Raw genomic sequence first — 25,479 nt, 5'->3', positions numbered from 1 at the left:
ACAGCATCAAACTTTAGTTTAATTTTTAAGAGAATCTTGCAATGAAAACTTTTACCCGTTTATTGGCAATAGTAAGCCTAACTGCGCTTGTCGCTGCATGCGGTGGTGACGAGCAGGATCCAAGTCAATCAATGAGCGCTGGCGCAAATGCTGGTGTTCCTGTTGATGTGGCAACGGTAGTGTCTCAGCGTTTAACCGAGTGGGATAATTTTACAGGTCGTTTAGAGTCTCCGCAAATTGTTGCGCTTCGCCCTCGCGTGTCGGGCTATATTGACTTTGTTGCATTTGACGAAGGCGAATATGTCGAACAAGGACAAACCCTATTCTTAATTGATAACCGCACGTTTAAAGCAGAAGTTGATCGATTGACTGCACAGCTTGAAGAAGCCAAAAGTCGCGTTCAGTTGGCTGAGCAAAACTATAGCCGTGCTTTTAAACTTCGTAAAACCCAGGCGGTTTCTGAAGAAGTTCTTGATGCCCGTTTAGCTGAGAAAAACCAAGCGCTTGCGAGCTTAAACCAAACGCAAGCCGCACTTGAAGTAGCGCGCCTAAATCGAGGCTTTGCTCGTGTTGAAGCACCTATTTCTGGACGTATTTCTCGAGCAAACATCACTGAAGGTAACTTTGTTACCGCAGGACAAACAGAGTTGACTCGCATCGTATCGACCGACCGTTTATATGCGTATTTCGATATTGATGAGCAGACCTACCTAAACTATCTAACCGATAAATCAGCGGCTTCAACAGCAGTGAGCGAGCAGCCAGTAGCGATGCGCCTTGCTAACGAGTCTGATTATAACCACTGGGGTCAAATTGATTTCATCGACAACCAGGTTAACGGTAGCACCGGCACACTTCGCGTTCGCGCCGTATTTAATAACGAAGAAGGTCGTTTAATTCCGGGATTATTTGCACACTTAAAATTGGCAGGTGACACCGATGAACAGGGCATTCTTATTAAAGAAAAAGCTATCGGCACAGATCTTAATAATAAGTTTGTACTGGTTGTAAACGACGAAAGTAAAGTGGAATACCGTGCGGTTAAGCTAGGCGACAAAGTGGGCAGCATGCGCATCATCACAAGCGGCTTGAATGTAAACGACACCATTGTGGTTGATGGCTTACAGCGCGTTCGCCCTGGTGCCCAAGTTGCCGCTAACGAAGTGCCTATGGGTGATGAAGATGCTTTGGCAAACTTATCTAGCTGGCAGTCACGTGTTGATAATGCAACACAAGTAACCCAAAACATGGCGCAGTATGAGGATGTTTTATCTGGTGGTTCATTTGCCACAGGTACAGCAACAGCAGGTCTTAAGTAATGAACATTTCGCAGTTTTTCATTAGCCGCCCGATTTTTGCGGGCGTGCTTTCCCTACTTATTTTTATAGGTGGTGCAATTGCTGTCTGGCAACTGCCTATCACTGAATACCCAGAAGTAGTGCCGCCTACCGTGGTGGTAACTGCGAATTATCCCGGTGCAAACCCAGAAGTTATCGCCGAAACAGTTGCAACGCCGCTAGAACAAGAAATTAACGGTGTTGAAAACATGCTGTATATGTCATCACAGGCAACCAGTGATGGCCGTATGACGCTAACAATTACGTTTGCCATTGGTACGGATCCAGATGAAGCCACAACGCTGGTACAAAACCGTGTAAATCGCGCGACACCGCGTTTACCTCAAGAAGTGCAGCGCTTAGGTGTGGTAACTGAAAAATCGTCACCAGATTTAACCATGGTTGTGCACCTGACGTCGCCGGATAATCGTTATGACATGCTTTATCTTTCAAACTATGCAGATCAGTTTGTTAAAGACGAGCTAGCGCGAATCAATGGCGTTGGGCAAGTGCGCCTGTTCGGTGCTGGTGAATTCAGCATGCGAGTGTGGTTAGACCCTAACAAACTGGCAGCGCTCCAGTTAAACCCTGGCGATGTGGCAGCCGCTATTGCCGACCAAAACCAGCAAGCGGCGGCAGGTAGCCTAGGTGCACAGCCTACGGGTACCAGCGAATTTCAGCTGCTTATCAATGTGCGCGGCCGTTTAAAAGATGAAGCCGAATTTGAAAATATTATTGTTAAGTCGGGTGAGAATGGTGAAATAACCCGTCTTAAAGACGTTGCGCGTATCGAACTAGGTTCAGAGTTTTATGCACTGCGTTCACTTATTAACAATAACCCTGCGGCAGCGGTGCCGGTTTTCCAAGCACCAGGCTCCAATGCAATCCAAATTTCAGATGACGTTCGCGCTCGTATGGCGGAACTGTCTAAGGCGTTCCCTGAAGGCCTTGAATACGAAATTGCCTACGACCCTACCGTATTTGTTCGCGGTTCGATTGAAGCGGTAATTAGTACACTTCTTGAAGCTGTATTGTTAGTTGTACTTGTTGTTGTACTGTTCTTACAAACATGGCGTGCGTCTATTATTCCACTCGTTGCAGTACCTATTTCACTTGTGGGAACGTTCGCGTTTATGCAGCTAATGGGCTTCTCGCTGAATGCACTGTCGCTGTTTGGTCTAGTGTTGGCAATCGGTATTGTAGTAGACGACGCTATCGTTGTTGTCGAAAACGTAGAGCGTAATATTTCTGAAGGCAAAGCGCCGTTTGAAGCCACCGTACAGGCAATGAAAGAAGTAACCGGTCCTATTATTGCCACAACCTTGGTACTTGCTGCGGTATTCGTACCTACTGCTTTCATGAGCGGTCTTACCGGGCAGTTCTATAAGCAGTTTGCCCTAACAATTACTATCTCTACGGTAATTTCTGCAATTAACTCGTTAACGCTTAGCCCTGCGTTATCTGCATTACTGTTGAAACCTCACGGTAAAGCGAATGACTGGTTAACCCGTTTAATGGATAAAGTGTTTGGCCGCTTTGTATTTTCACCGTTTAACCGTTTCTTTGACCGTAATTCAAAGCGCTACACTGGTGCTGTGGGTGGGCTTATCCGTAAGAGCAGTATCATCATGGTGCTTTACGCGGGTCTGCTAGGACTCACTTACTTCCAGTTTGCCAATACACCAACAGGCTACGTTCCGCCGCAAGATAAGCAGTACTTGGTCGCCTTTGCTCAACTGCCTAATGCAGCAAGCTTAGACAGAACTGAAGAAGTGATCCGTGAAATGTCTCGTATTGCTATGGAACACCCTGGTGTTGAAGATGCAATTGCATTCCCTGGCTTGAATATTAACGGGTTTACCAATAGTCCAAGCTCAGGCGTGTTGTTTGCAACGCTGACTGACTTTGATAAAAGAACGACGCCTGATCTATCTGGTGGCGCCATTGCTGCCCAGCTTAACCAGAACTTTGGGTCTATAAAAGGTGCCTTTGTGGCAATATTCCCGCCGCCACCAGTAATGGGGTTAGGCACGATTGGTGGTTTCCGTTTACAGGTTGAAGACAGAGGAAACCTAGGCTTTGAAGAACTTGAGCGCGTAACGCAAGAAGTGATTGGCAAAGCGTGGGCACACCCAGCGCTTACCGATGCATTTACCAGCTTCACTGTTGCTGTACCTCAGCTCGATGTAGATGTAGACCGTGAAAAAGCGGTAAGCCAAGGTGTAAACATCGATACCTTGTTTACCACCATGCAGGGCTACTTAGGTTCGTTATACGTGAACGACTTCAACTTGTTCGGTAGAACTTACCAAGTAAATGTACAAGCTGATGCCCAATACCGTCAGGATATTGAGAACATTACGCAGTTCAAAGTGCGTAATGCACAAGGTGAGATGATCCCGCTTGGCTCATTCTTGAACATTGAGCACAGTGCAGGCCCTGACCGTGTTATGCACTATAACGGATACGTCACCGCTGAAATAAACGGTGCAGCAGCGCCAGGCTATTCGTCTGACCAAGCGAAGGCAGCAATTGAAGAAATACTGGCTGAAACGTTACCACTTGGCATGACTTACGAGTGGACTGAGATCACCTATCAGCAAATATTAGCGGGTAATGCATCAGCGTTTGTATTCCCATTAGTTGTGCTTTTGGTGTTCTTAGTACTGGCTGCACAATACGAAAGCCTGCGTTTGCCACTGGCAATCATATTGATTGTTCCCATGACCTTGCTGAGCGCGCTTATTGGTGTGCAAGTTTATGGCGGCGACAACAATATTTTTACCCAAATAGGTTTGATTGTACTGGTTGGCCTTGCAACGAAGAACGCCATTCTTATTGTCGAGTTTGCAAAAGAGCTACAAGACAAGGGGATGGACGCGCTTTCAGCCATTAAAGAAGCAAGTCGCTTACGTCTTCGTCCAATACTAATGACATCCATTGCTTTCATCATGGGTGTACTACCAATGGCGGTATCAACCGGTGCCGGCTCTGAAATGCGTCAGGCCATGGGTGTGGCAGTATTCTCAGGCATGATTGGTGTTACTGTATTTGGACTTATCTTAACTCCGGTATTTTATTACCTGATACAGCGTAAAGGTTAACTCTCCCGTCTACCCAAGCGTTGCCCTCTTAAGGGGCTCTTTAGGCCACTCATTTGAGTGGCCTTTTTTTTGCCACCATTGGTCAGCTTTTATCTCGTTTTGTGAAACCGAAAAGCTTATATTCGCTTGTATCCTGTTGAAAACAGAAAGAATGGAGATTCGAATGAAAATAGGTGCGGCGATAGTAATGGCGATGGGCATGGTGGTTGCTGTGTCTTTGCTTGGTGTTCAGGTGTCTTCTGCCATGAACGATATGCAAACGTGGGATAGAGTAGTAACCGTAAAAGGATTGTCAGAGCGAGAATACATTGCTGATCAGGTTATTTGGCCTATTCAATTTGTCGACGCGGGCAATGACTTACCTCAACTGTATGAACATATTGAAAAGAATAGCCTTCAGGTGGCTAGCTTTTTAGAAGAGAAGGGCATTACAGCAGAAAGCATTACTATTGGAAAGCCTGAAATAAATGACAAATTGGCGCAACAATACGGAAGTAGTGAAAAAGCGCCATTTCGCTACAGTGCCATTCAAACCGTTACTGTCTTTTCAAATGATGTTGAAAAGGTGCGAGCGCTTATGCAGCAAATTGGGGAGTTAATTAAAACTGGTATTGTATTATCAGAACAAAGCTACCGCGCTCAGCCCGACTATGTATTTACCCGCTTAAACGAAGTAAAGCCGGAAATGGTTGAAGAAGCTACGCTCAATGCGAGAGAGGTTGCGGAAAAATTTGCCAAAGATTCAAAAAGTACGTTGGGCAAAATTAAGCGCGCTAACCAAGGGCAGTTCAGTATTTCTAGTCGCGACAGTCATCATCCACATATAAAGAAAGTGCGCGTGGTTTCTACTGTCGAATACACACTTATCGACTAGCGCATCAGGCTTTCGAACATGGTATAGCAGTCAACAGGCCGTATTTCGTGCTATGCTTTGTCATATCGAAAAGGCTTGCGAGTCGAATTGCTTAGTTTTAAAGCAGCGTGGCTTAGATGATTGGAATGCCTTACTGCTAATGTCTAGTGGCTAGATGTTGGAGTATGCGTTTTAATTTATATTGATAAAGCTAAAGCGTGGCCACTGTTGCTTGCTTGAAAATGCAGCCCAAGTGGTATTCGTTTCACCTTTTGAAGGTTATGCCACTGACATGACGGAACAAAAATCACAATCCCAACAGCTGGAGTTTTTTGAAATTCCAAGCCCATGCATTGGTGTGTGTGAGTCAGGTCCAAGGGGTTTCTGTAAAGGGTGCTATCGAAGTCGCGACGAGCGCCTGTACTGGCTTAAGGTTGATGATGCAACTAAACGTAAAATAATCAGCGCCTGTGCTCGGCGCAAAAAAGCGGTGCTGACGCGCGCTCGCAAGCAACAGCAAAAAGAGCTGGGGGAATCAATTGGGCAGTTCACGCTGTTTGATGATCCGCCAAGTTCAGAATAAGCGGCCTTGAGTTTGTAAAAAGTAGACTGAGAGTTTCTAGATGTCGTTAGATAAGTATGTTTCGTATGCCGCGAAATCATTTACGTTACCGGATATTTGCGTGCGCCTGCGTTCAACATTAGACGATCCCCGTTCCAGCGCCGAGGATATTGGCGAGCTTATAAGTGCTGATCCCTCTCTTACCGCGAAGGTACTAAGGCTGGCGAATAGCTCGCTGTTTCGGTTTCCTTCTCAAGTAGAGTCTGTTGCCAAAGCAATCAGTGTGATTGGAGGCGAAGCCCTGTATAACTTGGTAATTGCAGAAACTGCCAGCACAGCATTTAAACGCTTTGATACTAAGTTAATAAATTTAGACAAACATTGGTATGCATCAGTGTATTGCGGCATGGTGGCCAAAAGTCTTGCGATGAGACTTAACGTGCGCGGAGCAGAACGCTTCTTTGTAATGGGTATATTGCAAAACTTAAGTGAACTGGTCGTGGCCAAGAAAGAAACTAAACGCTATCAGTCATACCTGAATGCTGAGACGAACGGGTTACAGCACGTTAATCAGTTGGAGCATTTCGGTTTTACGTTTGCTCAATGCAGCGGTATCATACTAGAAAATTGGCACTTACCTATTGGGTTGTACTATCCGGTAACGTTCATGAATGATGAAGCTAAACATAAATCTGATGTAGATATCTGCGTCCTGTGTTTAGCAAATCGAATTACGGTAAGTCAGTTAAATAAAGAAAGTTACGCTGACATTGAACTTTTTACCCCTGAGATAGCCAATACAGTAAGTCTCAACATGGAAGTGATAAGTAATTCAATTGAATACGCCGAACAAGAAACGGCAAAAATTGTGTCGCTTATTCACTGAGCTTTCGGTGCAACAACTCCGTTACTTTACTGATAATTAGCAAAATGTAGTAAAGCTCATCCAGAGGATTGGTATAACAAGCGTCGTACTAAGACGTAATCTAAAAACTATAAAGCTCAACGTAAATCAGATTATGTTCAAAAAAATCTTCCGGCCAAGCATTGTTGTTGGCATTGTTTGTTGCTGCGTGTGTGTGCACGCAAGTGCGAGGGATCTTATACAAACCCTCTATCACGCAGACTTCACGCCCGACACCGATGACGAAATTCCTCGTTTTACGCTAGACGGTGAACTAGGTGTACTTGTAAACACCGGAAACACCTCAGCTGCCAGCGTGAAAGCCGCGGTCAATGCGGACCATGAAACAGAAAATTGGAGCAGTATCTACTTCGCAGAGTTGCTCTATAAAGAAAGCGGTACGCCAACAACAGAGCGGGACATCAGCGCCCAGCGCTTTTTCACTAGCGCGCAGTTCGACTATAAACTAATGACGCCTGGTCGCCGTCTTTTTATGTACGGTGATTACGAAGACGATCAATTTACCGGTTACGATCACCGTGCTTCGCTGGCAGCGGGCTGGTCTCAGCGCCTCTGGCGCAGTGAAGACAGTGAGTTTCGCTATAGCATTGGTCCTGGCTACAGTTTTATTGAAGCTGAAGAAGATAATGAAAGCGTAGTCAACGATGGCATCATTGTAAGAGCGTCCGCCGAATACAAATACCACTGGAGCTCAGGCGCCAAGTTAAGGCAGTTTGTTAGCACTGAGGCGGGTGAAGAAAATATGAAATCGCGGTCAGAAACTTCGCTTTCAGCCAACGTATTCGGTTCACTGGCGATGAAGTTATCCTTCATACTAAACCATGAAACAGACACCGCCGAAGATGTCGCAGCCTTAAGCACAGAGACCTCCGTGGCGCTGGTCTATCAGTTTTTTTAGTCAATTAGTGTAAATTAACGGGTTATCTTTGGCTTTTTACCGTGTTCGCATTGACTGAGAGCTTTGAAAATGTACACTGCGCACCGTTGTTTGCAGTGCTTGCCGCCTCGCGGCACTGTCTAGCAGATCTCTTTAAAAACTCGTGTTGTACCGCCTTGCAGTTCAAAAGGTATCGAGTACAACGAATGGACCGATAATCAATAGGATTGTTCAATGAAAAAGCAAGTGCTTGCATCTTTAGTTGCAATTTCTCTTTCTCCAGCCGCTTTCGCTCAGGACGATGAAGTTAAGCCTTTTACAATGGAAGGCGAACTAGGTTTTATTTCGACTTCAGGTAACACTGAAACCACGTCAATCAGTGCGGGTATACAGGCTCACCAAGAGCTTGAAAAATGGAGTAACGACTACGTTTTAAAAGGTCTGTACAAACAGGAAACTGTTCAACAAGAAAATGATGCAGGCGAGCAAGAAGATATCGAGTTTACTTCTGCACAGAAGTTCTTTGGTTCAGCCCAGGGTAACTACAAACTAGAAAATCCTGATAACCGTTTATTCGGCTTCGCTTCATATGAAGACGACCGCTTTAGTAACTTTAATTACCAATCAACTATTGCGGCGGGTTGGAACCAAAAAGTACTTGAGAACAAGCGCCACACCCTTGAATATTCAATCGGTCCTGGTTACTCATTCATCGAAACTCAGGATGGCGAAGATCTTGACAGCGTAATCGTTCGTGCGTCATCAGCTTATTCTTGGAAAATTTCTGATACGGCTAAATTTACGCAAACAATAAGTACCGAAGTGGGTTCTGACAACACGAAATCTCGTGCTGAGTCTGCACTTACAGCTACAATCAGCGGTAACCTTTCAATGCGTCTTTCTTTCAAACTTGATCACAACACCAATGTTGACGACGACGTTGAAAAACTAGACACAGAAACTGCAGTTAGCTTAGTCTACAACTTCTTCTAAGCCTACCTTATATGCTCAGCGCACTGAAGTAGGGCTGGGCACTTCAACGCATTGAAGTAAAATCACAGGCATAAAAAAACGCTGCACATTGTGCAGCGTTTTTATTTAGTCTTAAAACAACTCTTCTTAGTGAAGAATACGTGTCTTAATTGTGCCATCAATTTGCTGAAGCTCTGCAAGTGCTTCATAACCACGGTCTTCTTTAACATCAACTACTACATAACCAATTTCTGCGTTAGTTTGTAGGTACTGGGCTTCGATGTTGATGCCTTTTTCTGCAAACGCTTGGTTAATCTGAGTAAGAATACCTGGCTGGTTTTTGTGTACGTGAAGTAGGCGTGAACGACCAGTATGCTCTGGCAGTGACACTTCAGGGAAGTTAACGGCTGACAGCGTTGAACCGTTGTCGCTGTACTTCGCGAGTTTACCCGCTACTTCAATACCAATATTTTCTTGCGCTTCTTGCGTGCTGCCGCCCACATGCGGGGTCAGAATGACATTATCGAACGCGCGAAGCGGCGACTCGAATTCTTCAGTATTAGATTTAGGCTCAACCGGGAATACATCAATAGCAGCGCCGTTTAGTTGGCCGCTTTCCAATGCCTTCGCAAGCGCATCGATATCTACCACAGTACCGCGAGACGCGTTAATCAAAATGCTGCCTTTCTTCATTTGAGACAGTTCTTTTTCACCAATCATATCTTGAGTTTGTGGTGTTTCAGGAACGTGAAGTGAAACAACGTCAGAGGTATTAAGCAGCTTTTCAAGCGATTTTACTTGGGCAGAATTACCTAGCACAAGCTTGTCTTCGATATCGAAAAACTGAACGCGCATACCTAGGTGTTCAGCAAGAATACTCAGTTGTGTGCCTATATGACCATACCCAATGATACCAAGTGTCTTACCACGGGCTTCATATGAGCCGACTGCCGTTTTTTCCCACTCACCGCGGTGAGCCTTGGCATTTTTACTCGGCACCTGGCGAAGTAAAAGGATAATTTGGCCAAGTACAAGTTCTGCAACCGAACGAGTGTTAGAAAATGGCGCGTTAAACACGGGAATGCCGCGGCGTTGGGTGGCTTCAAGATCAACTTGGTTGGTGCCAATACAGAAACAACCGATAGCCACAAGCTTTTGTGCTGCTTCAACTACCTTCTCTGTAATTTGAGTACGCGAGCGAATACCAACAAAGTGGGCGTCTTTAATTTTCTCAATTAACTCGTCTTCAGGAAGAGAGGTTTTGAGAAATTCAATGTTGCTATACCCATTGCTTTTTAGTGTCTCCAAAGCACTTTGGTGAACACCTTCCAACAACAAAATTCGGATCTTATCCTTCTCTAATGAAACTTTGCTCATGAACTCGCTATCTCTCACTGATGTAATTTTGGTTTGCTTGCACCGCCAATCCAAGACTCTCAGAAACCTGCCATTATTAAACACAAGGCTGCGTATAACCTGCGCTGCAACGACATCGCTTTGCAACTCTGAAAGCCTTGCTTGGGCATTATTGCTACCAAGCTTTTATAATCACGTTGATTGCTTTCGTTATTAAGGAATTGGCCTTAACTAACGTAAAAGTTAAGACGCTTAGTGAACTTATTTAAGGACATCTAGACGTCTAAACGGAAACTAACAGAAAACGCGTTAAGTTGAAAGTAGTATTTTGTATAGCTTTTCACCGCACTATACGTCTTACTCAGTTATCACTTAAAGGTTTCAACACCACTATCTGTAGCACTTAGCACTATGTCCGCGCCTCGTAGTGCGAAAATGCCGTTCGTTACCACGCCAGGAATATTATTTATTTTTTGTTCTAGCTCACGAGGATTCAGAATCTCAAGGTTGTGAACATCTAAAATAACGTTGCCGTTATCGGTGACAACACCTTGTCTATATTCAGGATCGCCACCAAGCTTTACTAGCTCTCGTGCTACGAAAGAACGAGCCATGGGAATAACTTCAACGGGAAGGGGGAACGAGCCCAACACAGGAACGCGCTTGCTTTCATCAACAATACACACAAACGTGGTCGCCGCACCGGCTACAATTTTCTCGCGAGTGAGTGCTGCGCCTCCGCCTTTAATCATATGCTTGTGTTCGGTCACTTCATCGGCACCGTCGATATAAACCGATAGATTGCTGACTTCGTTTAACTCGAATACCTCAATGCCTAAGGCTTTTAAACGCTCGGTAGAGGCTTCTGAACTTGATACTGCACCTTCAATTTTGTGCTTAATTTTACCGAGTTCTTCAATAAAGAAATTTACGGTAGAACCTGTGCCCACACCGACAATGCTGTCTGCTTCAACATATTCGATGGCTGCTTTGGCTACGGCTTGTTTTTTTGCGTTCTGATCCATGGTCATTCTCCGACTTATTGTGTTCGCAAGTGTAACTTATAAGCGCACGTGAACCCACAAGTTCGTATGTTCAATTTGTTATAATGACTATCACGGCTTAGTGAATTGCAGTGTGCGCGAGGGCGTCACGATGGCATCAAGGGGGACATCCCATGGTGCAACGGGCAGAGCATCTACTTCTTGAATGTCGTGGGCAATACCCACTAACTTGGGCGCTTTACTACCCGAAAATGAATGTGAATCTGGCGCGCGTTGGGTAAAACTCAAAGTTCGGTCGTAGTAGCCGCCCCCCATACCCAGGCGATTGCCGTTTACATCAAACCCTACAAGCGGCATAAGAATAACGTCGCACTGCCTAACAGGAACGACGTTTTCACACGACAATACTGGCTCTTCAATGTTGTACTTATTCTTCACCAATTGAGAGTGCTGGGTATAAGACAAAAATAACAAATGTCCTTTACATACGGGGTGTAATACAGGTAGAGCGAATTTTTTATCATGTAAAGACTGCCAAATAGACTCGATAAAATAGGTTAAATTGACCTCGCCATCGTTAACCAAATATCCGGCTATGGTCGTGCTGTTATCAAGAAAGGGCAGCGTACGTAGTCGTGAAGCAATGCGCTTAGCGGCATCCGTATGTTGCTGGTTAGTTAACCCTCGGCGTGCCTCGCGAAGCTTTTTTCTAAGCTGAGCGCGGGCCTGCATGTCTTCTTTAGAAACGCTTGTTTGTATGTTTTGCGACGGCGCAATCTGCGTTGGTTTCATTGCTAAAGCTGGTGCTGAAGCCGTTTCCGTTGAATTAACCTTGTTAGACGTCAACGATCTAGAAGTGCCGCTTCCTGAAGATGAGGGGGACATGGTAGAGGAGTTCTCCTGTCTTACAATTGAGTTAGCTTATACTACCACGGCTGTTAAAAAAGGTTTGTTGGGCTAGGTAAAGATGACTCAGGAAAAATTACTGTGGTAAAACTACTTAGATAAAGCTACTTAATAAAACGAATAGATTCATTGGTCTGGATGCCCTAAATAGTGATTGAGCACACGCACCAATTCGCTACTATCTATGGGTTTAGTGAGTACGTCATCAAGACCTTGTTTTCGCAAATATTCAGGCTGGGTAATGACATCGGCCGTCAATGCAACAATAGGCAAGTTTGGCTTAAACCCCTTTATTTTTACTGTTGCTTCATCGCCTTGAATACCTGGCAAATTAAGATCCATAAGAACTAAGTCGACGGGATTAGATTTGGCGTATTCAACGCCTTCCTCGCCAGTGCTTACCACAGAAAGCGACACGCCCAGTTTTTCAAACAAAGTTTGAATAACCACTTGGTTTATATAGTGGTCTTCAACTACCAATACATTTACTGAGTTATCTATGTTTACTTGGGCAACAAAGCTACGCGGTTGTGCCTCAACGAACTGGTTTGCGCTTAGGGCGTCGGCAGGTAAGGTCACACTTATTCGGGTACCGTGATTCAACTTACTACTAACTTTAATAGACCCGTCCATGAGCTCGACAAGGCGCTTCGATATATTCAAGCCTAAGCCGGTTCCACTTATCTGACGGGCGTTTTCCATTCGCTCGAAAGGTGTAAAAAGCCGTTTTTGATCGTCATCGCTCATACCAATGCCTTGATCAATGACATTAAATATTACCTTGCCGCTTTTGTATTTTACCTGCGCTTTTACTGACTTGCCGTGATTAGTGAACTTAATCGCATTCGACAGTAAGTTAAGCGCTACTTGACCAAATTTGGTGTCATCGAAAAACAACGAGTCGGGCACAGCGTCATCAATACTGGTGCTAAATACGATACCGCTGTCTTCAGCGCGGATCTTAGTAAGCGAAAATAAGTGGGTGAAAAAGTCTTTGGTATTCACCGCGCGTGGCATCACACGCATTTTCCCCGCTTCTATCTGCTTTATATCTAAAACAGAATTTACTATTTCTAAAAGCCTTTCACCGCTTTGGCTTACATGAGAAAGCGGGGTGGTAAATGACGAGGGCAAATTTAACTTTTGGGCTTCGCCTTCAAGCAACTGACTAAACGTATTTATGGCATTAAGCGGTGTTCTAATTTCGTGGCTTACGTAAGAAAGAAAGTCAGACTTGAATTGACTGGTGCGCTCAAGCTCTCGGTTTTTCCGCTTTAACTCTAAATGTGCTACTACCGACTTACTTAAGGTTTGGAGCGAGGCTTTTTGTGTTTCGGTTAGCTTGCGTGGTTTGCTATCAATGGCGCACAGCGTGCCAATTGCATGGCCAGACGGGGTAATCAGTGGTGCGCCGGCGTAAAACCGAATATCAGGCGCGCCAGTCACCAGCGGGTTATCGTGAAACCGGGGGTCTAACGTAGCGTTAGGTATTTCAAACACATCGCTTTGCAAAATAGCATGTGAGCAAAACGCGATGTCTCGTGATGTTTCTTCTGCGTCTAAACCAACTCTTGATTTAAACCATTGGCGGTTTGGATCAATGAGGCTGATAAGCGCAATAGGGGTTTCACAAATTTGAGAGGCCAGGGCTGTAAGGTCATCAAAGAGTTGTTCAGCTTCAGTATCGAGTACGTCGTAGCTGAGCAGTTCGGCAAGGGGTTCATCTTCATTTTGAGGGAGGGGCGCCGCTTTCATAACCGTTGAGTTTAAACCTAGCTTTAAATAAAAAAGGGATTGTGTATTAACAATCCCTTAAACATATCATAGAGCGTAGGTGTCTATGAATAGTTGTTCCAGCTTTTTGTGGTCAACTTTAGTCGCTACCTTTATGGTATTTGCTTCATTCCATAGTGGGCTCGGTGTTGTACCTTTAGGCGCAACCACGGTTTGCCCTCTATCTAGTGTCCCTGTTCCAACTCGAACGTGACCTTCAGTCAGTTCAAATAACTCAGGGTGGCGAAGGTGGGCAATCGGGAATGCATCGTGGAAGAAACACACGCGATCTTCACGGTTTTGCGAGTAGAAATCCATGTAGAACTGGGCGCTTTCTTTCACAAAACCACCAAGGGTATTGTTTTTCTCTTCAAGCTTTTCAACAAAGGCTGGCGAGAACGGCGTGAAGTTTGTTACGTCCAAACCAAACATGCTCAGTTCCCAGTCTGCTGCGAAAACGATTTCTGCTGCATGTGCATCGTTCCAAATGTTCGCTTCAGCTACCGGCGTAACGTTACCTGGTACAAACGCTGCACCACCCATTATGCTAACGCCTTTTACCAACTTAGGAAGTTCTGGCTCAAGACGAAGTGCGAGGGCCAAGTTACCTAGTGGGCCAATAGCAACAATGGTAACTTCGCCAGGGTACTTACGTGCCATATCAACGATAAACTGCGCAGAGCTGCGTGGGTCAAGCTCGGTTTTAGGCGCTTCAGGTTTGATATGACCGAAGCCGTGCTCACCGTGTACGAAGTGTGCGTACGTTGACTCTGGGCCAACCCATGGCATGCCAACACCTTTGGTTACAGGAATATCTTTACCTGCAATTTCGCAAAGTGTTAGTGCGTTTTGCGCAGCCATTGTTACCGGAACGTTACCGTAAACGGTAGTTAAGCCAAGTACTTCAATGTCTGGAGATTGAAAGGCGAAAAAGATCGCCATTGCATCATCAATCCCCGGATCCGTATCTAATATGATCTTATGTGCCATCAATTTATCTCAGTGCGTCTTGCTAGTTGGCGTGTTTCGCTAAGAAACGATCCACTTCTTTTTGTGTTGGAATACTCTGCGCTGCGCCCTCGCGGGTTACCGCAATGGCTGAAGCTGCACACCCGCGACGCAATGCTTGTTTAGCATCGGTGTGGTTGCTGTATGCAGACAGGAAATAACCGATAAAGGTGTCACCGGCTGCGGTGGTATCTACCGCGTCTACAGAGAATGCTTTTACTTCTACAACATCGTTTTTGCGCAGCATCATTACACCCGCTTTACCCAGTGTAATAATAACTTCGCTGTGTGACCACTGCTCTTTGAACACTGTCACAATATCTTCAAGTTCTTCTTTACCGGTAATCGCAGCAGCTTCGGTTTCATTTACAATAAGTAAATCTACACAATCTAATGGAAGCTGCTTAACCGACTCGCTCATAGGCGCTGGGTTAAAGGCTACTTTAAGCTGCTTTTCTTTCGCTTGGCGAAGTACTTCTTCAATGCTGCTTGTTTCATTTTGGGTTAGTACCCAATCTGAAGGACGCGTATCGTCTAACGCTTGCATTACGGTTTTTGCGGTAATGGTTTGGTTAGCACCACCAAATAATACAATGGCGTTTTCACCGCTAGGCGTGACTTGGATAATCGCGTGACCTGAAGGAACTTCTGAGCACTTTACGCCACGACAATCAACACCCTTCTTAATAAGAGCTTGTTTAAATGAGGCGTCGTTTTCGTGAATGCTGCCGACGTGTCTTACGTCTGCACCTGCTTGCGCTAAAGCAATAGACTGGTTTGCACCCTTACCACCTAATAAGGTTTGATAATGGGTAGAGGCCAACGTCTCACCAGGTTGTACAAAGTGATCTACCTGATAAACGTGGTCAATATTTATAGAGCCAAAATTTATTATTGCCATTTCTTCTTCCGTCGAAAGAGGGCGCTTCCCAGAATGCCGCTGTCCATGTTTCGCCCGTGAACCGAAAAGTTCAGGGCGGAAGTATCACAATTGCCGTAGGCTTCTCGATACGCGTCGAGCTTGCACAATAGCAGCTGTTTCAACTTCCTTGGTTTAAAGCATCGGCCAGGGACATGAATGAACTAGCAAACATCCCAGGAAACATTGTTGTTGTATTAACGCAACAGGGTATAACAAACGCGAGATCCAGTGAAGAGGATCACCTAAAGCGCTTTATAACTATTTTGCGTGGTGATTATAAAAGCGGTAAAAAAATATTACTTTTCTTGACCAATTGGTCAGCAATTATACACGCATATAAGAGAAGCTCAATAATAACCAATCAGCTATTCAGGCATTAAAGGCTAATGAACGTTGTCACGCTGTTGCTAAAGGAATTCCGTATCCAACACGAGCGATCTTAGATGAAATCTGACGATGTTGCTAGCCGTCCGGCAACGAATTTAGCTAAATGGCCGCAAATTAAATATCGTTTGAACAGTGAGTAAACAACGTTTAAGTACCGTTGTGTAAAGTGTGTACGACACAGTGTTATTAGACCCTGAAGGTACTTTTGCTGTTTGTTCAAAGTTAGAGCAGTGGCAGGGCAAAAGGAGGCGTTACACATTGATTTTTGCTAGTATTAACTCCATCAAGAGATGACATTGACGTAAGTCGCCGCCAAAATAGACGGTAATTAATCGCTAAATAAAAGTGGCGCCTGTATCTCAAACTATTCAAAACAAAAGAGAACAATTCGTGGAAAAACAGCTCGATTACGATAGCGTAAGTAATAAATTGTCTCAGCAAGGCGTAATTGTTGATGCTGCAGAAGTGCATGGCATTCTGTGCGGTATGCTTTGCGGAGGCATGTCGCTTACCGACCAAAAATGGCTAGAAGCGTTAAGTGAAACCATTAATCAGGGTGATGCGTTTAGCGACCCTACCCAGCACCTTTTAAATAGCCTTTTCAATCAAACCTGTCAGCAGCTTCTTGAGCCTGAATTCGCGCTCAATTTGTTACTTCCTGATGATCAAGCGCCTATCAACGATCGCGGGGCTGCACTAATAAACTGGGTGCAAGGTTTCATGCTTGGGTTTGGTCTACACCAGCAAGACCTTATGCAATGTTCTGACGACGTAAAAGAGGCACTTGAAGACTTTTCAGATATTTCACGTATGGAAGAGCCAATGGACGCGGACGAAGAGTCTGAAAAGGCGCTGTTAGAGGTTGAAGAATACGTGAAAATTTCAGCAATTTTATGCTTCAGCGAACTGGGCCAATCACTTCTAGATGATCAACAAGACACGCCATCCGTACACTAGTAATTAACTGAAGATATTAAAAGTGGCCGTAAGTCGCCATCCGTTTTAACGAGATTTTTTAGGGTTTTCTCTTTTATGATTAGTGCGCAAGAGTTTATCGCCAGGCAGGACCGACTGCTTGCACAGTGCGAGCCGAATAGTGTGTGTATTGTGCCTGCAGCAGGTATGGTAACCCGAAGTCGCGATACCGAATATACATTCAGGCAAGATAGCGACTTTTGGTATCTGACAGGATTTGAAGAGCCTAATGCTTGGTTGATATTGTCTAACCACCCTCGTTACGGTGAAAGTTATCGTGCAATGGTGGTACAAGAGAAAGACAAAAGTGCAGAAATTTGGCACGGCAAACGTTTAGGGGCTGAAGCTGCACTTGCTCGATTTAGTCTAGATGAAGCGTTTGAGTTGCAAGAACTTGAAGAAGCGCTGTTAGCGTCAATTCAAGGTCAAGACAATGTGTACTTTTCGTTGGGTCACAAGAAAGACAATGACCTGTTATTTTCTGAAGCGCTAAACACCTTGCGCGATGCGCCTAAAGAATCACTGGCACCAAGGGCGATTCACGACTTACAGCCTATCTTACACGAAATGCGTTTATTCAAATCAGCGTGTGAAGTGGCCATGATGAAAGCGGCGGGTGAGATAAGCGCACGTGCGCACAAGCGAGCTATGCAGTTCGCTGCGCCTGGTTGTTACGAGTATCAGCTAGAAGCTGAAATTCACCATGAATTTGCCATGGCGGGAGCCCGTTCACCTGCTTATAGTACTATTGTTGGAAGCGGCGATAATGCGTGTATTTTGCATTACACGCAAAATAACGCGCAGGTAAATGACGGTGACTTGATCTTGATCGATGCAGGTGCTGAATATCAAGGTTATGCTGCGGATATCACGCGAACGTTTCCTGCAAATGGAAAGTTCACGCATGCTCAGCGCGAAATTTACACCGTTGTATTAAAAGCGCAAAAAAGCGTGCTAGATATGTTAGCGCCCGGCGTTACCCTGTCACAAGCCATGTTACATAGCGTAGAAATTATTACTCAAGGTTTAGTTGACCTTGGCGTTCTTGAAGGTAGTGTGGCAGAAAACCTTGAAAATGAAACGTGGCGTCAGTTTTACATGCATGGTTTAGGTCACTATTTAGGTCTAGATGTGCATGATGTAGGCAACTACAAAATTGACGGTGAAGACCGTCCGTTAAAGCCTGGCATGGTGATCACTGTTGAGCCCGGCATTTACATTAGCCAAGATAGCAACGTGCAGGAAAAATACAAAGGCATTGGTGTAAGAATTGAAGATGATGTGGTGATTACTGCGACGGGTGTCGATATTCTTACCGCAGACGTGCCAAAAGACATTGATGAGATTGAAGCACTTATGGCTGAAAGCAAAGACTAGTTGTCAAAATTTGCTAGGTTTACCAAGGTTTGAAAAACTGCGATAAGTGTGAAATACGGAATTTTGGTTTAAGTTACCGGTTTAAGTTAGCGGTTTAAACTACCAGTTTAAATTACGCTAAAAACTAGCCTTTAATATAAAGAAAAAATCTCAGAATTAACGCTTTTAATAATTAGAGCCTCTGGACGACAGGAAAATAAAAACAGTGGAATCGGCAGCAGCGGTTGATGTAGTAATTATTGGTGGTGGTATTGTCGGTACTGTATTAGCCAAAGCACTCGCAGAGAAAGTATCTCCTGCAAACAGCTCTGGCTTATCTGTCACCCTAATTGATGCGGCTGACCCAGAGCAAACCACTAAAAGCTTAGTCGACTTTAACCCTTTTACCGACACCCGAGTGATTGCATTGGCAAGACGTACTGTTGAAGAACTGTCTCACATGGGGCTAAACCTTGATGATGTAGCTAAGCAGCACAACGGTGAGTTACCTCCTCAAATTAAGCATATTGAGGTTAGCGACAAAGGGCACTTGGGGCTATTAAACCTTCAAAGCAGTGACTACCACATTGACGCGTTTGGCCAGGTGGTGAGCTTAAGCGCACTAACGCGATTGGCGGCAGGTGCAACCTCAAGCTACCAATATATCGCACCTGCCAAGGTAACGAACGTAAAACAGCAGTGCAATTTTGTAGAGGTGCAGCTAGATAATGGCCAATCGCTTACCACAAAGTTGCTGGTACTGGCAGATGGCGGTCGTTCAGGATTAGCTGACCAGGTTGGCATTTCAAAAACAGTCAATGATTATCATCAAACGGCCATTGTCTTTAACGTTCACACTCAGCTCCCTCATGAAAACAGAGCTTACGAGCGTTTCACCCAAAATGGCCCGTTAGCGTTCCTGCCTTTCGACAGTGAAATCGATGATATCAAGGCTAGTGGAAACGGCTTTTCAGTTGTATGGACTGTAGATACTGACGCCGCAAAGTCGTTAATGGCATTAAATCAACGCGCATTTATCAAGGCCCTACAGGAAGCATTTGGCTATCGACAGGGCAAAGTACTGAGAGTCAGTGAGTTGGCAAGTTACCCGTTAGCGCTTACTAAAGCCCAGCAAGTTGCTAGTCATCGCACAGTGGTGGTAGGCAATGCGGCACAGGCGCTACATCCTATTGCAGGGCAAGGCTTCAATCTAGGCTTACGCGACTTAAGTACTTTAGTGTCTGTGCTGCAAGCGTCAGCGGAAAAGCACGGCGAGCAGGATTCATACGAAGAGAAAAACGATACAATCGCATCCGCTAATTTCGATGCAGGTGCTTTTAGTATTACTCAGCATTACGCCAATTCGCGTAAGAATGACAGGGATAACACGATAGCCCTGACAGATACGCTAGTTCGCACCTTTTCAAACCAGTATTTTCCAACGGTAATTGGGCGCAATGTGTCGCTATTGGCATTAAGCATGATGCCCCAGGCGAAAAAAGCGTTTGTTAAACACACGACGGGCTATGGCGAAACACCACTAAGAAAAAGAGATAACAATGCAGCATGTTGATATAGCGATAGTGGGCGGCGGAATTGTAGGGCTAACCCTTGCAGCGGCGCTTAAACACAGTGAATTGAGCATAGCAATAGTCGATAAAGCGGTGTGTTATCAGACTCTGGACGAGAAGCCTACGGCGAGAGTGAGTGCCATAAACCAGGCCAATATTAAAGCGCTGCAACAGTTTGATGTGTGGTCGCATTTGCAGCAAGATCGCGCCAACCCTTACACCGACATGCATGTATGGGACAAAGACAGTTTTGGCGACATTCACTTTTCATGCGATGAAATGGGCAGTGATGCGCTTGGCGTGATTGTAGAGAATCAGGCTTTAGTCAATGCACTGACTAAATCTGTGGAAGCGCAGCCTAATGTGGAGTTGATCACCGCGGGTATTGATAGAGTATTAGCTGGCCCAAACCAAACCATGCTGATGCTTGATAATGATGACGTGCTAAGCTGCAGGTTATTAGTAGGCGCCGATGGCGCAAATTCGTTTGTGAGAAAGCAAGCTGGCTTGCCAATTACATTTAAAGACTACGAGCATACGGCGATTGTCGCTAATATCAAAACGGTAGAGCCGCATAATAATGTGGCGAGACAAGCGTTCACACCCACAGGACCGCTCGCGCTACTGCCTATGTCTGAGCCAAATGTATGTTCTATTGTATGGTCGCAAACGCCAGAGCAAGCGAACTTATTAATGGCATTGGATGACGCTGCGTTCTGTTATGCGTTAACTGCGGCTAGTAATAGCGTTCTTGGCACTATTTCGCTTGAAACCAAGCGCGCCGCTTTCCCGTTGACCATGCGTTATGCACGCCAGTGGGCGAAAGACGGTGTGGTGCTGGTAGGCGATGCAGCGCATACCATTCACCCGCTTGCAGGGCAGGGCGCTAACTTGGGAATGCAAGATGCGCTCGCACTGGCGGAAACCCTAAACAACTTAAAGGCGTCGGGCAAAGACATTGGTTTGTACAAGCACTTACGCAGCTACGAGCGAAGCCGTAAAACAGAAGCCACGAAAATGATTGCCGCAATGGACGGCTTTAAATTCTTATTCGACGGCGACGACCCCCTCAAAAAGTTGGTCAGAGGAATTGGTCTTTCAGCCACAGACAAACTCAGCACCATTAAAACCGCCTTCGTCAGCCACGCCATGGGCCTATAAATCCAAAAAAAATGGGGTCAGAGTACATTTAAATAATGGGGTCAGAGTAGTTTTTTCGCCACCACTCGAATAGTGGGGTCAGAGTACATTATTGGCTTTCCCTATTACAAAACCGAATAAATGTACTCTGACCCCATTATTGAAGCTTGGAAGTGTACTTTTTCACACATCATAGAAAACAGGCGGCAAAGCTTTCTAATTATCTATCTCGCTCTAAAAGCAAAGAAATGTACTCTGACCCCATTCTTGTGGTTTAGTCGTTTCGGCGTTGAGATAGTAAGCGGTACAGGATACTCTTCGGTATCCTTTTTTATTTGTACCAATGGCTTATGTTTACTTATCTTTGCAAACCTTATCGCGCCTTTTCCTTTGTCTGCGTTGCTTCTGTACTTACTTCTACTTTAATGACTGGTTCGGCGAATGCCGAAGTACCTGCTTCTAATTTAGCCTCGGTTGAATCGTCGGCGACAACAAAAAGCAAAAAGATGACGCTGAGTAATGCCTCTATCGATTTGGACGTTTATCGTCAGCACGTTAAAACGCTGGCAAGCGATGAGTTTGAAGGGCGAGGGCCTTTGTCGAAAGGTGAAGAGAAAACAGTCGATTACTTGGTAACCCAATACAAAAAGCTAGGGTTGAAGCCAGCCTTTGGCGATAGCTACACCCAAGCTGTGCCTTTAGCTAAAATAACGCCTAAGAACATTTCATCGTTAAAAATAGGCGGACTTGATTTTAGCGCAGGCAGCGAGTTTACAGCCCGTACTCAGCGCATTGTTAATGACTACTCACTTGCTAATAGTGAGGTAATTTTTGTGGGTTATGGCATTAATGCCCCAGAGTACAATTGGAATGATTACGCAGGCCTTGACGTAAAAGGAAAAACCGTTGTAATGCTGGTAAACGACCCGGGTTTCGCTTCTAAAGATCCAGAGCTTTTTCAGGGCAACGCAATGACCTATTACGGTCGCTGGACATATAAGTACGAAGAAGCAGCCAGGCAGGGGGCAGAAGCGGTTTTCATTATTCATGAAACCATGCCTGCGGGTTACGGGTGGGGCGTAGTCGAAAACTCAAATTCCAATACCAAATTCAGTTTAGTCGACGACAACAACAATGCTTCACAAGTCGGTGTAATGGGTTGGCTTCACCTAAATGCCGCAAGACAGCTATTTGAAAAAGTGGGTATGGACTATGGCGAGCTTAAAGACAAAGCTTCAAAGCCTGGGTTTATGCCCCTCGCGCTAAACACGAAAGCATCGTTGAGTTTCACCAATACTATTGAGCGTGCCGAATCGCAAAACGTAGCAGGCATTTTAGAAGGTACAGATAAGCCAGAAGAGTGGGTAATGCTTCACGCTCACTGGGACCACCTAGGCAAAGTTGAGAAGAACGGCCAAACCACTATTTACAATGGTGCGGTAGACAATGGGTCAGGCGTAGCAGGTGTAATTACATTGGCAGATGCGCTTTCAAAACGCGAAGAGGGCTTTGCACGTACACTAATGTTTAGTGCTTTTACCGCCGAGGAAACAGGGCTACTCGGTGCCGATTATTTTGCAAATAACCCGCCGGTACCAACATCGAACATGGTGGCTTTTTTAAATATCGACGGCATGAATGTAAACGATGATGTTGATTACATTTTGCAGTACGGCGAAGGTTATTTATCTATTGAAGACGATTTAGCGACAGCTGCCGCATTACAAGGACGAACGGTTAAAATGGATCCGAGACCTCAAAATGGACTGTTCTTCCGCTCAGATCACTTCGCGCTTGCTAAGCAGGGCGTGCCTTCAATTTTGTTCATGAGCTTAGGCGATACCGACCCTAGCTTCATCGCCAAACGCTACCATAAAGCGGATGATGACTACCTTCCAAGCTGGACATTAGGAGGTGTGCAACAAGACCTCTTACTTATCGGCTCTATGCTGAACTATTACGCCCAAGGCAATGTGTGGCCATACTGGAAACGTGACTCTGATTTTAAAGACAAGCGCACACAGGCAATGGAAGTGAAAGAGGCAAAGTAATTCACGCTTAACTGTAGGTAGCGATATAACAAGGTAAAGCGACGCTAATGAGTTGGATTTTATTTACGTTGGGCGCGGTAGTTATGCAAACCGTGCGCAATGCACTGCAGAGCAAGCTGAGCGGCGCAGTTAACACCTCTGGGGTGACGCTATCTCGCTTTATTTTGGCTCCGCCAATAGCGCTTGTTTATTTACTCATTCTCTACAGCAGTAGCGCCAGTCAAGTGCCTGAGTTCTCAGGCTCTTTTATTGCAGTGGTACTGTGTGCTTTGCTACTTCAAATAGCGGCCACTTCTTTAATGGTGATTTTGTTCAAGCAGAAGAATTTTGCCATTGGCGCAGGCCTTGCTAAGAGTGAGGCCTTGGTGGCCGGCGTTGTAGGCATGCTCTTTTTCGGAAGTTATTTAACGCCCCTTGGGTGGGCGGGCATAGTAATAGGCGCAATAGCAGTATTTGTGTTAAGCAGCGGCAATCGGCTCCATGGCATTAGTGTGAAAACCATGGTTATAGGTCTTGCCTGCGGTACCTGTTTTGCGCTTACATCACTGTTGGTGCGCGAGGCTAGCCATATGCTAAATGTTCAGCATACAGTGGCTGCTGCTTGGGTGTTGTTATGGGTGCTATGTGTACAAACGATAAGTTTAAGTGGTTATATTGCGCTAACTAAACCCTTCGTGTTCAGACAGCTAACCAACGCTAAAAAGCAGGTGCTAGCGATTAGCACGGTAAGCTGTTTGGGCTCAATTTGTTGGTTCACGGCCATGGCATTACAACATGTGGCGCTGGTAAAAACGCTTGGGCAGTTAGAGGTGTTGCTTACCTTGGTACTTTCACATTACTGGCTAAAAAATGCAGTCACAAAACGCGAAATTGCTGGCTTACTTCTTATTGGGCTTGCCGCAATCTTTGTTATGTGGGCATAAAGTACTGACAATATTAAACACTGAAATTTTTAGTACAAAATCAATTCAATGTTATTTTCATAAAACAAAAAAAGTGTCAAATGACCTTAATTAAAACGACAGGAAGGGAACATGGATAAGCGACATTTCTTGAAATTAGCGGGCGCTAGCTTTGCGCTTGCTCCTGTGGCTTCTATGGCTGCAATTAATCAAACCAATGCAACAGACACTAACGGTTTTAGCGGGCTAAGTGATATCACCGCAAATGCGAAGCCGATTACCGTAGAAGAGCGCAAAGCGCGTATTGAAAAAGCGCAGTCGCTTATGAAAGCCCAAGACATTGCGGCAATTCTGGTCGAGCCTGGCGCTGCAATGGATTATTTTTCAGGGATTAAATGGTGGCGTAGCGAGCGCTTGACCGCGCTGGTTATCCCTCAAAAAGGTGACATGGCGGTGGTAACGCCATTTTTCGAAAAGCCAAGTGTGCTTGAGTCGTTAGCTATAGGCGATGATGTAAGAGTGTGGCAAGAGCATGAAAGCCCGTTTGATGTCGTAGCCAATATTTTAAAATCGCGCGGTATAACAAGCGGCAATATCGGCTTTGAAAGCAGCGTACGCTACTTTGTAGTTACTGGAGTCAGCCGAGCGCTGCCAAACATTAATATCGTTCCCGCCGAGCCAATTACACTGGGTTGTCGCATGTATAAAACTGCGAGTGAACTGGCACTTATGCATAAGGCCAATGAAGTTACTCTACGTGCTTACGAGTTTGTTTTTAGTAACCTAAAGCTTGGCATGAGTCAGCAGGATGTAAAAAGTTTGATGAACACCGCACAGCAGCACTTAGGCGGCAGCGGTACATGGTGTTTGGCGCTGTTTAACGATGCAAGTGCTTATCCTCATGGCACAAATGCAGCACAAACTATCAAAGAAGGTTCGGTGATCTTGCTAGACAGCGGTTGCAGTGTGCACGGTTACCAAAGCGACATAAGTCGTACTTTGGTATTTGGCAAGGCGTCTCAGAAAGTTCAGGACGTGTGGCACACAGTAAGGGAAGGGCAGAACGTAGCATTTACCGCAGCTAAAATTGGTGAACCAGCAGGAACAGTGGATGATGCAGTGCGCCAATTCTACGCCAGCAAAGGGTACAGCAAAGACTATGCATTGCCTGGGCTAAGTCACAGAACAGGTCACGGTATCGGCATGGAAGGACACGAGAGTGTTAACTTTGTGCGTGGTGAAAATACGCCACTTAGAAAAGGCATGTGCTTTTCTAATGAGCCAGGTATCTATATTCCGGGTGAATTTGGTGTGCGCTTAGAAGACTGTTTGTATATGACTGAAACGGGCCCCGCTTACTTTACCGAACCGCCTGAAAGTTTGGCTAAGCCGCTGGGTAAATTACTGAATTTAAAAAGCTAAATAAGAAGTTAATAAACCTGTCTCTCAAAATTTTTATTAGCTGTTACACTTAAAATTATTACCAAAGTGAATGATG

Annotated in this window: 21 protein-coding genes and 1 other RNA gene; 15 read left to right on the top strand and 7 right to left on the bottom strand. The window is 45.2% G+C overall.

Annotated elements, in window-relative coordinates; genetic code table 11:
- Nucleotides 1-41: 41 nt before the first annotated feature.
- The 7 genes from ACFI6L_RS01695 to ACFI6L_RS01665 all read left to right on the top strand — a co-directional run bounded on the left by ACFI6L_RS01695 (nt 42) and on the right by ACFI6L_RS01665 (nt 8,651).
- Complete coding sequence (locus tag ACFI6L_RS01695) at nt 42-1,319, top strand: efflux RND transporter periplasmic adaptor subunit (RefSeq protein WP_014950392.1); 1,278 nt, start codon at nt 42-44, stop codon at nt 1,317-1,319.
- Nucleotides 1,319-4,441, top strand: coding sequence for an efflux RND transporter permease subunit (locus ACFI6L_RS01690; protein ID WP_014977213.1), 3,123 nt, complete (start codon nt 1,319-1,321; stop codon nt 4,439-4,441). The genes ACFI6L_RS01695 and ACFI6L_RS01690 overlap by 1 nt, the downstream gene beginning before the upstream one ends.
- A gap of 163 nt (nt 4,442-4,604) precedes the next feature.
- On the top strand, nt 4,605-5,315 hold the full coding sequence (locus ACFI6L_RS01685; protein ID WP_462573311.1) for an SIMPL domain-containing protein: 711 nt from the start codon (nt 4,605-4,607) through the stop codon (nt 5,313-5,315).
- A gap of 271 nt (nt 5,316-5,586) precedes the next feature.
- Complete coding sequence (locus ACFI6L_RS01680; protein ID WP_039228189.1) at nt 5,587-5,877, top strand: DUF1289 domain-containing protein; 291 nt, start codon at nt 5,587-5,589, stop codon at nt 5,875-5,877.
- Nucleotides 5,878-5,917: 40 nt separating this feature from the next.
- On the top strand, nt 5,918-6,742 hold the full coding sequence (locus ACFI6L_RS01675; RefSeq protein WP_462573310.1) for an HDOD domain-containing protein: 825 nt from the start codon (nt 5,918-5,920) through the stop codon (nt 6,740-6,742).
- A gap of 133 nt (nt 6,743-6,875) precedes the next feature.
- Nucleotides 6,876-7,679, top strand: coding sequence for a DUF481 domain-containing protein (locus ACFI6L_RS01670; protein WP_014950388.1), 804 nt, complete (start codon nt 6,876-6,878; stop codon nt 7,677-7,679).
- 213 nt (nt 7,680-7,892) lie between these two features.
- A complete protein-coding gene (locus tag ACFI6L_RS01665) occupies nt 7,893-8,651 on the top strand; it encodes a DUF481 domain-containing protein (protein WP_462573309.1) in 759 nt (252 codons plus the stop codon).
- Between the two features lie 126 nt (nt 8,652-8,777).
- Here ACFI6L_RS01665 and serA read toward each other — a convergent pair whose 3' ends face one another.
- The 3 genes from serA to ACFI6L_RS01650 form a co-directional block, all read right to left on the bottom strand.
- Nucleotides 8,778-10,007 (bottom strand): phosphoglycerate dehydrogenase, encoded by a 1,230-nt coding sequence (gene serA / locus ACFI6L_RS01660; protein WP_014980012.1) that lies wholly within the window; start codon nt 10,005-10,007, stop codon nt 8,778-8,780.
- A 347-nt stretch (nt 10,008-10,354) separates the two neighbouring features.
- The gene (gene rpiA, locus ACFI6L_RS01655) at nt 10,355-11,011 is read right to left on the bottom strand and encodes a ribose-5-phosphate isomerase RpiA (RefSeq protein WP_014950385.1); all 657 of its coding nucleotides are present in this window, start codon (nt 11,009-11,011) and stop codon (nt 10,355-10,357) included.
- 90 nt (nt 11,012-11,101) lie between these two features.
- Nucleotides 11,102-11,722, bottom strand: a complete 621-nt coding sequence (locus ACFI6L_RS01650) for a 5-formyltetrahydrofolate cyclo-ligase (protein WP_156078726.1) — start codon at nt 11,720-11,722, stop codon at nt 11,102-11,104.
- Here ACFI6L_RS01650 and ACFI6L_RS01645 point away from each other — a divergent pair.
- Nucleotides 11,721-11,951 carry a hypothetical protein gene (locus ACFI6L_RS01645; protein ID WP_462573308.1) on the top strand — a complete coding sequence of 77 codons (231 nt, stop codon included), beginning with the start codon at nt 11,721-11,723 and terminating at the stop codon, nt 11,949-11,951. The genes ACFI6L_RS01650 and ACFI6L_RS01645 overlap by 2 nt on opposite strands.
- Before the next feature lie 71 nt (nt 11,952-12,022).
- Here the strand turns inward: ACFI6L_RS01645 and ACFI6L_RS01640 are convergent, their stop codons facing one another.
- The 4 genes from ACFI6L_RS01640 to ssrS form a co-directional block, all read right to left on the bottom strand.
- On the bottom strand, nt 12,023-13,651 hold the full coding sequence (locus ACFI6L_RS01640) for a hybrid sensor histidine kinase/response regulator (RefSeq protein ID WP_462573307.1): 1,629 nt from the start codon (nt 13,649-13,651) through the stop codon (nt 12,023-12,025).
- A gap of 66 nt (nt 13,652-13,717) precedes the next feature.
- Complete coding sequence (locus ACFI6L_RS01635; RefSeq protein WP_061095682.1) at nt 13,718-14,659, bottom strand: nucleoside hydrolase; 942 nt, start codon at nt 14,657-14,659, stop codon at nt 13,718-13,720.
- Between the two features lie 22 nt (nt 14,660-14,681).
- Nucleotides 14,682-15,578 (bottom strand): ribokinase, encoded by an 897-nt coding sequence (locus ACFI6L_RS01630; protein ID WP_014950380.1) that lies wholly within the window; start codon nt 15,576-15,578, stop codon nt 14,682-14,684.
- A 21-nt stretch (nt 15,579-15,599) separates the two neighbouring features.
- Nucleotides 15,600-15,782: non-coding RNA, 6S RNA (ssrS, locus tag ACFI6L_RS01625), on the bottom strand.
- 594 nt (nt 15,783-16,376) lie between these two features.
- Here ssrS and ACFI6L_RS01620 point away from each other — a divergent pair.
- The 7 genes from ACFI6L_RS01620 to ACFI6L_RS01590 all read left to right on the top strand — a co-directional run bounded on the left by ACFI6L_RS01620 (nt 16,377) and on the right by ACFI6L_RS01590 (nt 25,403).
- On the top strand, nt 16,377-16,943 hold the full coding sequence (locus ACFI6L_RS01620) for a UPF0149 family protein (protein ID WP_039228193.1): 567 nt from the start codon (nt 16,377-16,379) through the stop codon (nt 16,941-16,943).
- Between the two features lie 75 nt (nt 16,944-17,018).
- Nucleotides 17,019-18,338: a Xaa-Pro aminopeptidase gene (pepP, locus tag ACFI6L_RS01615; protein ID WP_269351339.1), complete on the top strand. Its 1,320-nt coding sequence runs from the start codon at nt 17,019-17,021 to the stop codon at nt 18,336-18,338.
- Between the two features lie 205 nt (nt 18,339-18,543).
- Nucleotides 18,544-19,890: an FAD-dependent monooxygenase gene (locus ACFI6L_RS01610; RefSeq protein WP_462573306.1), complete on the top strand. Its 1,347-nt coding sequence runs from the start codon at nt 18,544-18,546 to the stop codon at nt 19,888-19,890.
- Nucleotides 19,877-21,049 carry an FAD-dependent monooxygenase gene (locus ACFI6L_RS01605; protein ID WP_462573305.1) on the top strand — a complete coding sequence of 391 codons (1,173 nt, stop codon included), beginning with the start codon at nt 19,877-19,879 and terminating at the stop codon, nt 21,047-21,049. The genes ACFI6L_RS01610 and ACFI6L_RS01605 overlap by 14 nt, the downstream gene beginning before the upstream one ends.
- Nucleotides 21,050-21,534: 485 nt before the next feature.
- Nucleotides 21,535-23,079: a M28 family metallopeptidase gene (locus ACFI6L_RS01600; RefSeq protein WP_462573331.1), complete on the top strand. Its 1,545-nt coding sequence runs from the start codon at nt 21,535-21,537 to the stop codon at nt 23,077-23,079.
- Nucleotides 23,080-23,126: 47 nt separating this feature from the next.
- Nucleotides 23,127-24,002, top strand: coding sequence for an EamA family transporter (locus tag ACFI6L_RS01595; RefSeq protein WP_462573304.1), 876 nt, complete (start codon nt 23,127-23,129; stop codon nt 24,000-24,002).
- 111 nt (nt 24,003-24,113) lie between these two features.
- Nucleotides 24,114-25,403, top strand: a complete 1,290-nt coding sequence (locus tag ACFI6L_RS01590) for a M24 family metallopeptidase (protein ID WP_462573303.1) — start codon at nt 24,114-24,116, stop codon at nt 25,401-25,403.
- Nucleotides 25,404-25,479 lie beyond the last annotated feature (76 nt).

The sequence above is a fragment of the Alteromonas sp. G4i35 genome (assembly GCF_054960375.1).
The sequence above is the reverse complement of the archived record's forward strand: the minus strand, read 5'-3'. Positions and strand labels throughout refer to the sequence as shown.